This is a genomic window from Acetatifactor sp., from assembly GCF_982438285.1.
The window spans coordinates 1-1,649 of the sequence record NZ_CEWDFQ010000501.1 but is presented as its reverse complement, the minus strand read 5'-3'; the positions used below and the strand labels follow the sequence as shown (position 1 = coordinate 1,649).

Sequence of the window (1,649 nt, the reverse complement as noted above, 5' to 3'; positions counted from 1 at the left end):
CAATAAAAAGATAATGGAAAATAAAGAAAATTGGGACTATGCAAATAATGTTGCGGGGAACTTATGTGTCTTGTTTGCGGTTATCGGTATTATTGTTTCCGTAATTTTATATCTGCTTAAAGCAAATATGAATACAACAATAATAATATTCTTTATATACAGTATAGCTACAATATTAGCCATTTTGGTGTTGCCAGTAAAATTAATAAAGAAATAACTACCATTCTCTGCAATAAAATTAAAGTTAAATTGGTCAATCCTAAGTTGTTGAGTTAGATGATTCTGATATTTTATATTGCCAAGAGCATCAGTCAGAAATGATTGGTGCTTTTTTGAAGCCTGGAAACGGAAGGAGGGGTGTCCGATGTACCCGGTGAGCGAGGCGTTCCTGCAGGCGGTGCAGGGGAACACCCGGAAATATTACTGGACGGGAAAGATCACCACGGCAGGCGGTGTGGTGTATCCCTTTGACCAGGAAGATATTGTGAAAGGCAGCGGCTATATCACGGCCCAGTGCTGCGGCAATTCGGAGATCGAGTTGGGCGCTGTGTATGCGGCAGAGATGGGGATCAGCCTGTTTCTGGATATTGACCGGTATACACTGGAGGATGCGGAGGTGGAATTGTCCTATCATCTCCGGCTTGCCAGCGGCGCTTATGAAACGGTTCCTATGGGGATTTTTGAAGTGAGTGAAGCCAATCGGTCAGTCCATGTGCTGGAACTGAAGGCTTATGATCGGATGCTCCGTTTTGACCGGGCTTTCAATGGCTTTGAAACCATCGGCACCGCTTATGGGATGATGGCGCTGTGCAGCACGGCCTGTGGGGTGGAACTGGCGCAGACCCAGGCGGAGATTGAGGCGATCCCGAATGGCTCAGAACTGCTCTCCATTTACCCGGAGAATGACATTGAGACATACCGGGATGTGCTGTATTTTACGGCTCAGGTGCTGGGCGGGTTCTTCTGCATCAACCGGGCTGGAAAACTGGAATTCCGGCAGTACGGGGAGACGCCGGTGATGGAGATCCTGCAGAAGCATCGGTTTTCCAGCCGCTTCTCTGATTTTGTGACCCGGTATACAGCAGTCAGTTCCACCAACCTGCGGACGCAGACTTCCGAGTATTACGCCCTGGAAACAGACGATGGTCTGACTATGAACCTGGGAGTCAACCCGTTACTGCAGTTTGGCCTGGAAGAGACCAGGGCAGAACTGTGCGGGAACATCCTGGATGCCCTTTCCAAAGTGAACTATGTGCCTTTTGATTCCGATACCATTGGAAACCCGGCTCTTGATCTGGGGGATGTGCTAACCTTTTCCGGCGGACAGGCGGATGCTCAGCAGATCACCTGTGTGACGTCTTTTACGGTTAAGATTGGCGGGCGGCAGAGCCTGAAATGCGTGGGGAAAAATCCCCGGCTTTCTCAGGCAAAGTCCAAGAATGATAAGAATATTTCCGGCCTGCTTAACCAGATCGAGGCGGGAAAGATCGGCATCCACACCTTTACCAATGCCTCTGAATATACCATCGGTGAGACGGATGTGCGGATCATCAGTATTGAGTTCGCTTCCAAAGAAGAGAATCACGCCCAGTTCTTCGGCCAGGTGGTGGTGGACGTGGCGGCTGATCCGGCTGTAAGGTCAGCCAATG

The 1,649-nt window shown here is 49.2% G+C and carries 2 protein-coding genes; both read left to right on the top strand.

Annotated features, from left to right (window positions below):
• A partial coding sequence (locus tag AC1WIP_RS15690; protein WP_481142704.1) for an SdpI family protein occupies positions 1-217 on the top strand: 217 nt, incomplete at its 5' end.
• Between the two features lie 147 nt (positions 218-364).
• Positions 365-1,649 (top strand): hypothetical protein (locus tag AC1WIP_RS15685; protein WP_481142703.1); only part of this gene is annotated, 1,285 nt, incomplete at its 3' end.